Below are 8272 nucleotides of genomic sequence, written 5' to 3' on the forward strand. Positions count from 1 at the left end.
GACCTTATTTTATAAATTCGAGTCAGCAATTCTATGCCGTTGTTTCCGCATATGGGGGAATTGCGATGCGGGGATTTCTTAGTTTAATCTGCGGCATGTTTGGCGGGTATTCAGCACAGCATCGCCAAAAGCTCCCCTTCGCTCAAAACCGCCACACCCAAGGCATTGGCTTTTTCCAGCTTGCTGCCGGCGGCTTCTCCGGCGACGACGTAGTCGGTTTTTTTGGACACGCTGCCGGAAACTTTACCGCCTGCAGCTTCGATCAAGGCTTGGGCTTGGTCGCGTTTGAGGGTGGGCAGGGTGCCGGTTAACACGAAGGTTTTGCCTGCTACGGCTTCATTGAGGTCGTCTGAAACCGTTGCTTCTTGGTTTTCAGACGACGTTCGGGCGAAGAAAGTTTTCAGGTTTTCGAGCAGGGCGGCGTTTTGTGGTTCGCTGCGCCATGTTTGCCAGTCGGCGGGGAGGGCTTTGTCGGTTTGCAGGCCCTCTATGCTTTTGCCAGCGAGTTCCCATAAGGCTTGAGCTTTGTTTTCGCTGATTTTGAAACCGGGCAGGCGGGCAATCCAGCGTTGCGGCTCGGCGTGGCGGACGGGCGGGATGGTAACGGCTTGGGTTTGCGGGGCAACGCCTGCAGCGAGCAGCTCGTCTATCATCGCCTGTTGCGCGTCTTGGGCGAAGAAGTGGGCGATGGAGCGGGCGACGACGGTGCCGATGTCGGGCAGGCAGGCAAGGATGGGTTCGGGTGCGCGGCGGATGTGTTCCAACGAGCCGAATGCCTGCGCCAGCGTTTTGGCGGTGCGTTCGCCGACGTGGCGGATGCCAAGCGCGAACAGGAAGCGGGAGAGTTCGGGCGTTTTGCTGGCTTCTATGCCTGCGAGAATGTTTTCCGCCCACTTGGTCGGTTGTTTTTTGCCGTTTTGGGTGTTGGATTCAGACAGGTCGCCTGAAACCGTTTCGGCGTCGCCGTTTTCGTTTTCAGACGACGCTTTATCCGCTGTTTCCTTCATTTTTTGCAAGGTCGGGATGTCGAGGCGGTAGAGGTCGGCGAAGTGGCGGACGAGGTCTTGGGCGACCAGCTGCTCGATTTGTTTTTGACCGAGGCCGTCGATGTCCATGGCTTTGCGTGAGGCGAAGTGGATTAAGCCTTGCGCGCGTTGTGCCTGACACAGCATGCCGCCGCTGCATCGGGCGACGGCTTCGCCTTCTTCGCGTTCGATTTCGCTGCGGCAAATGGGGCAATGGGTTGGCAGGCGGTAGGGCTTGTGGAGCGGAACGGATTGGGTTTGATTGGCGGACGGTGTTTCGGCAAACAGGTCGTCTTGCTGATGCTTGAGGTCGTCTGAAACGGCAACGGCGGTTTCCTGCATCGGGCGGCGTTCGAAAATCACGCGCACGACTTCGGGAATCACGTCTCCGGCGCGGCGCACGACGACGGTATCGCCGACGCGCACGTCTTTACGCGATACTTCGTCCTGATTGTGCAGGGTGGCGTTGGTGACGGTTACGCCGCCGACGAAGACGGGCTGTAATCGGGCAACCGGCGTTACCGCGCCCGTCCTGCCGATTTGCACGTCAATCGCTTCGACGACGGTCAAGGCTTCTTCGGCGGGGAATTTGTGGGCAATCGCCCAGCGCGGCGCGCGGGAGATGAAGCCGAGTTCGCGTTGTTGCGCCAAGCTGTTGACTTTGACCACCATGCCGTCGATTTCGTAGGGCAGCTCAGGGCGTTTTTGCTGCATTTGTTCGTAAAACGCCAATACTTCGTCGATATTTTTGAAACAGCCGAAATTGCCGTTAGGCAGACTGAAACCGAGTTCTTGGAAATAGGCGAGTTCTTGGATGTGTTCTTCAGCTTCGAAACCGCCTTGCTGACGGGCAACGGAGTAGGGGAAAAAGTGCAGTTTGCGCTGCGCAGTGATGCGCGAATCGAGTTGGCGCAGGCTGCCGGCGGCGGCGTTGCGCGGATTGGCAAAGGGTTTTTGCCCGTTTTCGGTTTGCCTTTTATTGAGGGCGGCGAAATCGGCTTTTAGCATCAGCACTTCGCCGCGCACTTCGATGAGTTCGGGCGGATTTTCGCCGTGCAGCCGCAGGGGGATATTAGATACGGTTTTGACGTTTTGGGTAACGTCTTCGCCCGTCGTGCCGTCGCCTCGTGTCGCAGCCTGTACCAATACGCCGTCGCGGTAGAGCAGGCTGATGGCGAGGCCATCGAATTTGGGTTCGATAACGTATTCGGGATTGCTGCCGTCCAAACCGTCGCGCACGCGTTGGTCGAAAGCGTACATTTCGGCATGGTCGAACACGCCGTTTTCATCTTGCGGGGAAAAGGCGTTGGTCAGCGACAGCATCGGCACTTCGTGGCGCACTTCGGCAAATCCCGCCAAAGGCTCGCCGCCGACGCGCTGGGTCGGACTGTCGGGCAGTTTGAGTTCGGGATGGTTTCGTTCCAACGCTTCGAGTTCGCGGAATAATTTGTCGTATTCGGCATCGGGTACGCTGGGCGCGTCGAGGGTGTAGTATTCGTAGGCGTAGCGGTTTAGGAGGTCGGTGAGGTGGCGGATGTGTTGTGCGGTCGGATTCATGAGGGAAGGTTTTCAGACGACCTTTGTCTGATACGGGCAAAGGTCGTCTGAAAAATGATAGGTTGAAAACAAATGAATTTTACCCGAAAAAAAGCGGATATGCCGTAACGACATATCCGCTTTGATTACATTCGATTTTAGGAGAACAGGCGCAGGGCTTGTTTGCTGCCGGGTTTGATGCCGACTTTGACCATTTCTTCCTGACGTGCCAAGACGTAATTGCGAATGTCTTTGAGCCATTGGGTAGAAACTTCTTCCATTTTGTCGTTGACCAAATCTAAGCCCAACTGACCGGAGAGACGTACCGCCAAGTCCATGAAGAGGTCGAAGGTTTTTTCGCCGGCAGGTGCGTGCGGGATATCGAGCAACATGCTGAAGCCTTTGTAGGACTGGTTGTCCAAAAGGGCATTGGTAAATGCGTCGCCGGTAAGGCTGTGGATGGCAAACATCGGGCTGCCAGTTTGTCCGGTGTAGTGGAATGCGCCGTCTTCGCCCAACACGAAGCCGAGGTTTTCAACAGAAGCGCGCAGTTCTACGCCGCTGATGTTGCTGTGTGAAACCAAGTGGATGGCGATGGTTTGATCGACGCGGGCGCAGAAGGTGTCTAATGCCTGCGCGACTTCGGTAAACGCTGCCAAATCGGTATGGAGGACTTTGCCGCCCATCAGTTGGGCGAAGGTGTCAACTTGTTGGTTGAACTGTTGCAATTCTTCTTGGGTTGCCAAACCGTTGCGGCTGACCGCTTGCAGACCGACGACGAAACCTTGGTAATACACGCTCGGAATCGGTTCGGCAACTTGGAAGCGGTCGTCCATGGTGCAGCCGATGATTTGGAAGCGGTGGCGGTTGGACAAGCGGGGCAGGGCGTGCAGCTCTTGCGCTTCGGAAAGGGCGATGTAAGCGAGGTAGTCGAAGCGCGGGTCAAACCACGGCAGCTCGACTTGGGACAATTCGTCCAAGCTGACCAAAGGCTGGTTGGCGGCGGAAGGCAGGTTGACCGGCTCATCGCTGGCGGCTTGGGTGGTGATTTCGTTGTTCAGTCCGATGACGGTATGCTGTACCGGCTCGTCGGTGAAGTCGTCTTCAATCGCCAACTCGACATCGGTTTTGATGGTGGAAGGCTTGGCAAGCTTGGCTTTGGCGGCGAAGATTTCGTCTTGTTCTTGCAGGTTGCGCAGCGCGGCTTCTTGGGCTTTGTTCGCTTTTTTGACGAACAGGCCTTTGCCGCCGGATTCTTTGCCGTCGCGCACATGGCTGGTTTTACTGTTCAGGAGCGCGTCTTTGTCGGAGTGGCCGAACTGTTCGCGTACCTGTTTGCGGTATTGGTTTTCTTGATACATATTGTAGGCGATGACGGCAAGGATGACTGCCAAGCCTAAGACAATGAAAATCATGGGTAATCACTTTTTTGTAAGAGCGGCATTCCGTCTTCGTTGCCCGGGCGGATTTGCCTTTGGGCGGTATGCGGAATCGTATTGCCACAAGTAAGTTCGTCGGAGTCGGACACGGATTGTCCCGTATGGATGCTCGATTATAACGAAAATAAACTTTTCTGACAGCAAATGCCGCGAATGATAGCTCAAAATGGGGCAGGGTCGTCTGAAAAATGCTATATGGCATTTTTGAGCGATTAACGGACAACTGGAAAACCTGCCGCCTGCAATCTTTGCCAGTCGAAAAAGTGGCCGGGGTCGGTTTTACGGTCGGGGGCGATGTCCTGATGACCGGTAACGGCAGTGATGGGGTAATGCCCGACCAACGCTTGCAGCAGTTTTTCCAAACTTTGATATTGCGCTTCGGTAAACGGTTCGAAATCGCAGCCTTCCAATTCGATGCCGACCGAAAACGCATTGCACTTTTCGCGTCCGCGAAACGACGACACGCCCGCGTGATACGCCATATCGTCGCAAGAAACGAACTGCACCTCCTCGCCGTCGCGGGTAATCAGAAAATGGCTGGAAACGCGCAAGGTGTGGATGACGCTGAAAAACGGATGTTCATCGGAGTTGATGCGGTTGGTAAACAGTTTTTCCACCGCGCCCGTCCCATATTCGAAAGGCGGCAGCGAAATATTGTGTAAAACCACCAGCGATACGCTTTCTGATTCTGCCCGCGGTTCGAAGTTTGGCGAAAACGCGCGGCGCGCAGGCTGCCACCAGCCTTGTTGCCAGTCAATGTCTTGGCATTCGGACGGAAGATTCATAATTCAGACGACCCTTTATTTCAGACGACCACTGAGGCGGAAAAAACATACGTCGGGCGGGCGCGCAGGGAAGAAGGCGCGCATTTCGGTTATACTGTCGCACGACGTTCACAAATCAAAAATCCTACCATGCTGAAAAAAATGTTGAAATGGTTTGCGGTATTTTTTGTTGCCGTTGCCGCCGTGTTCGCCGCCTTGCTGTTCGTTCCCAAAGACAACGGCAAAGCATACCGCATCAAAATTGCCAAAAACCAAGGTATCTCTTCCGTCAGCCGTACGCTTGCCGAAGACGGAGTCGTTTACAACCGCCATGTGCTGGTCGCAGCCGCCTACCTGATAGGCGCACACAACAAACTCAACGCCGGCTCGTACCGCCTCCCTTCCAACATTTCCGCCTGGGGCATTTTACAGAAAATCCGCAACGGCAGACCCGATGCCGTTACGGTTCAAATCGTCGAAGGTTCGCGTTTTGCCACCATGCGTAAAATCATCGACAACACGCCCGACATCGAACATAAAACACGCGGCTGGAGCGATGCGGAACTCATGCAGGCGATTGCCCCCGACGCGCTCAGCAGCAACCCGGAAGGCCAGTTTTTCCCCGACAGCTACGAAATCGACGCAGGCAGCAGCGATTTGCAAATCTACCAAACCGCTTATCAAACCATGCAACGTCGTCTGAACGACGCTTGGGAAGATCGCCAAAGCGGATTGCCCTACAAAAATCCGTATGAAATGCTGATTATGGCGAGCCTGATTGAAAAAGAAACCACCCACGAAGACGACCGCGCCCATGTTGCTTCCGTATTCGTCAACCGCCTCAACATCGGCATGCGCCTGCAAACCGATCCGACCGTGATTTACGGTATGGGCAGCGCGTATAAAGGCAAAATCCGCAAAGCCGACCTCCAGCGCGATACGCCGTATAACACCTACACCCGCAGCGGTTTAACCCCGACGCCCATCGCCTTGCCGAGCAAAGCCGCCCTTGAAGCTGCCGCACATCCGTCGAATGAAAAATACCTTTATTTCGTTTCCAAAATGGACGGTACCGGCTTGAGTCAGTTCAGCCATAATCTGGAAGAACACAATGCCGCCGTACGCAAATATATTTTGAAAAAATAATCCGAACTAAGCTTCAAAAGCATAAAGGTCGTCTGAAACCTGATCTTCGGTTTCAGACGACCTTTTATCTTTCGCAAGCCTTAAGCTGCTTCCCAGTAATCGATGTAAAGCTGCAATTCCATCTGATTGCGCCACTCGTTTGCCACAGGGCGGTAAACCGTGCGGATGTATTCGGGGATGTCTTCGCTGCACCGCCAAAACATGGCTTCAAATTCGTAGCCGTCTTTTTGCAGCCAGACTTTTTTGTGTTTGCCCTCCGTGCCCAAAGGCTGCTGGCGGATGACGTGAAATTCGTCGGTAAAGCTTGGTGGCGCGAAGCCTTGTCCCCAAACGTGGCGGGCGAGGTTTTGCGCCTGCTCCAGCGTGATGTCGCAGGCTTTCAAGCTGCCGTCGGTGATGAAGGTTTGCGACAAATCGTCTTCGCACACCATTTCGCGCACGGCTTCTTCAAAGGCGGTTTGAAACGCGGGAATGTTGTGTTCGAGTATGCTCAAGCCCGCCGCCATTGCGTGTCCGCCGAATTTCAAAATCAAATCGGGATGGCGTTTGGACACCAAATCCAACGCGTCGCGCAGGTGCAGGTTGGGAATGGAACGCCCCGAACCGCGCACTTCGCCGTTGTCCGCCGGGGCGAACACGATGGTCGGGCGGTAGAAGCGGTCTTTGAGGCGGCTGGCGACGATGCCGACCACGCCTTGATGAAAATCGTCGCGGTAGGCGACCAGGGTCGTCTGACCTGAAGGCAGACTTTCGGGAAAGGCGTTCAACGCGTCTTGCAACATGGACTGCTCGATTTCGCGGCGTTCAATGTTGAGGTCGTTCAACTGCGCCGCCAATGCCTGCGCTTCTGCGTCGTCGCGCGCCAACAGGCAGGCAATGCCGACCGACATATCATCGAGCCGTCCGGCGGCATTAATGCGCGGACCCAGTGCGAAACCCATGTCGAAAGGCTGCGCTTTGCGCCAGTCGCGCCGCGCCACTTCAAAAAGGGCGCGGATGCCGGGACGCATTTTGCCGGAGCGCATCCGTTTCAAACCTTGCGACACGAGGATACGGTTGTTGTGATCGAGGGGGACGACGTCGGCGACGGTGCCGAGTGCGACCAAATCCAAAAGTTCGCCCAGATTCGGTTCTCTGAGGTCGTCTGAAAAATAATCGCGGCGGCGCAATTCGGCACGCAACGCCATTAACACATAAAAAATCACGCCCACGCCCGCCAAGCTTTTGCTGGGGAAGCCGCAGCCTTTTTGGTTCGGATTGACAATGATGCAGTCGGGTATGGTTTCGGCGGGCAGGTGGTGGTCGGTTACGATCACGTCCAAACCCAATTCCTGCGCCCGCGCCACGCCTGCGATGCTGGCGATGCCGTTATCGACCGTAATCAGCAAATCCACGCCTTGCGCGGCGGCGATTTCGGCGAGTTCGGGTGTTAAGCCGTAGCCGTGTTCGAAACGGTTGGGTACGAGGAAATCCACCGCCGCTCCCATCGCCGCCAAACCGCTCATGCCGACGGAACACGCCGTCGCGCCGTCGGCATCATAGTCGGCGACAATCAGGATTTTCTCCTTGCGCTCGATGGCATCCGCCAGACGACGGGCGGCGGCTTCGCAATGTGTCAGCGATTGATAAGGCAGAAGGCCGGCGAGTTTGTCGTCCAATTCGGCGGGACTCTGCACATCGCGCGAGGCGCACAGGCGGGCTATTAAAGGGTCGGCGCCGGCGGTGAGCAAATCATCGAGGACGTTTTGGTTGACGGGGCGGGTTTGGATTTTGACGGGCATGGTGTGCGGACGGGGTATAGTTGTATTTGAGGGGATGTATTTTAAGGCGGGAAAGGTCGTCTGAAAACCTAAAAGCAAACCAAAATCTGCTGCCTAGTTTCAGACGACCTTTTATTGCGAAGGACAGGGAGAAACTTTTTCTCGTTTTAAGTTTCCGGAACAAAGTTGTCGTCAAACAAATTGTCCTGCTGTATTTCTTCCCATTCGTCCTGTTGTCTCAGCAAATCAAGTTTTTTGTTGCGGATTTTGGTTTTGCGCATATGCAGCAGGCGCATGACTTGGTGCTTTTGGTCGTCCGTCATTTGCTGCCAAAAATGCCTTTCTTCGCGGCTGCGCAGGCAACCTTTGCAATAGCCTTTTTCGTTGGCTTCGCATACGCCGATGCAGGGGCTGGGGATGGGGAAGAAATCGGGTTGTTCCATGATGCGGGTATTGAGAGGTCGTCTGAAAGAGTATAGCCAAGGAGTAAGGTTTCGGCTATGTATGGTTGTCGTTCAGGAAATTTTTTATAGTGGATTAAATTTAAATCAGGACAAGGCGACGAAGCCGCAGACAGTACAGATAGTACGGCAAGGCGAGGC

At 55.1% G+C, this 8272-nt stretch carries 6 protein-coding genes; 1 reads left to right on the plus strand and 5 read right to left on the minus strand.

The window, feature by feature from the left end; genetic code table 11:
- Window positions 1–110 precede the first annotated feature (110 nt).
- The 3 genes from ligA to ampD all read right to left on the minus strand — a co-directional run bounded on the left by ligA (window position 111) and on the right by ampD (window position 4785).
- Window positions 111–2582: an NAD-dependent DNA ligase LigA gene (ligA, locus tag AC5M9B_RS07465; RefSeq protein WP_487648457.1), complete on the minus strand. Its 2472-nt coding sequence runs from the start codon at window positions 2580–2582 to the stop codon at window positions 111–113.
- 137 nt (window positions 2583–2719) lie between these two features.
- Window positions 2720–3976 carry a cell division protein ZipA C-terminal FtsZ-binding domain-containing protein gene (locus AC5M9B_RS07470; RefSeq protein WP_472693762.1) on the minus strand — a complete coding sequence of 419 codons (1257 nt, stop codon included), beginning with the start codon at window positions 3974–3976 and terminating at the stop codon, window positions 2720–2722.
- A 236-nt stretch (window positions 3977–4212) separates the two neighbouring features.
- The gene (ampD, locus tag AC5M9B_RS07475; protein ID WP_487648458.1) at window positions 4213–4785 is read right to left on the minus strand and encodes a 1,6-anhydro-N-acetylmuramyl-L-alanine amidase AmpD; all 573 of its coding nucleotides are present in this window, start codon (window positions 4783–4785) and stop codon (window positions 4213–4215) included.
- 129 nt (window positions 4786–4914) lie between these two features.
- On the opposite strand from ampD, the gene mltG reads away from it, so the two are divergent.
- Window positions 4915–5910, plus strand: a complete 996-nt coding sequence (gene mltG, locus AC5M9B_RS07480) for an endolytic transglycosylase MltG (RefSeq protein ID WP_487648460.1) — start codon at window positions 4915–4917, stop codon at window positions 5908–5910.
- Window positions 5911–5990: 80 nt separating this feature from the next.
- Here the strand turns inward: mltG and recJ are convergent, their stop codons facing one another.
- Window positions 5991–7691: a single-stranded-DNA-specific exonuclease RecJ gene (recJ, locus tag AC5M9B_RS07485; RefSeq protein ID WP_487648459.1), complete on the minus strand. Its 1701-nt coding sequence runs from the start codon at window positions 7689–7691 to the stop codon at window positions 5991–5993.
- A 146-nt stretch (window positions 7692–7837) separates the two neighbouring features.
- Window positions 7838–8113, minus strand: a complete 276-nt coding sequence (locus AC5M9B_RS07490) for a DUF1289 domain-containing protein (RefSeq protein ID WP_101810438.1) — start codon at window positions 8111–8113, stop codon at window positions 7838–7840.
- Window positions 8114–8272 lie beyond the last annotated feature (159 nt).

It is taken from the genome of Neisseria flava, assembly GCF_982712965.1.